This is a genomic window from Rossellomorea aquimaris, from assembly GCF_001877785.1.
In the GTDB taxonomy this organism is placed as follows: Bacteria; Bacillota; Bacilli; order Bacillales; family Bacillaceae_B; genus Rossellomorea; species Rossellomorea aquimaris_A.
On the sequence record NZ_MINN01000038.1, the window covers coordinates 1 to 395 of the forward strand.

Annotated in this window: 1 protein-coding gene; it reads left to right on the forward strand. The window is 49.1% G+C overall.

What is annotated here, in order from left to right; all coding sequences use genetic code 11:
- A partial coding sequence (locus BHE18_RS23075) for a hypothetical protein (RefSeq protein ID WP_171910633.1) occupies positions 1-324 on the forward strand: 324 nt, incomplete at its 5' end.
- Between the last annotated feature and the right edge of the window lie 71 nt (positions 325-395).

A 395-nucleotide genomic window follows, 5' to 3' on the forward strand; every position in this document is an offset into this window, starting at 1 on the left:
GCGGTGATGATCGCTGCAGAAGAACTTGGTCAACGGGAGCGTCCGTTAGCTGAGCAAATGTTCGGCTTGTTTGAAGAAGATGACGCGCCTTCTGCCCGGCTGCACCGCTTTGACCGGCGCGTACCTTATCATGTCGAAGCAACCATCAGCAGCGGTGGCAACGAGCAATTGGCCGTGACGTTCAGAAGTGGCACGGCTATTTTGAAAAATGTCCGAAATCCCCTACGTTTCGTGTCAGCCCTGTCGAATGGTCAGTACGAAGAAACTGCCTCGATTCCTTACGATAACAAAAAAAAACAACAAAGGCAACAATCCATACGCTGAGACGCATCAATTTGCAGACCAATCAGCGAGATACCAACAAAACTATGATGAGAACATGACCAGAACATCTA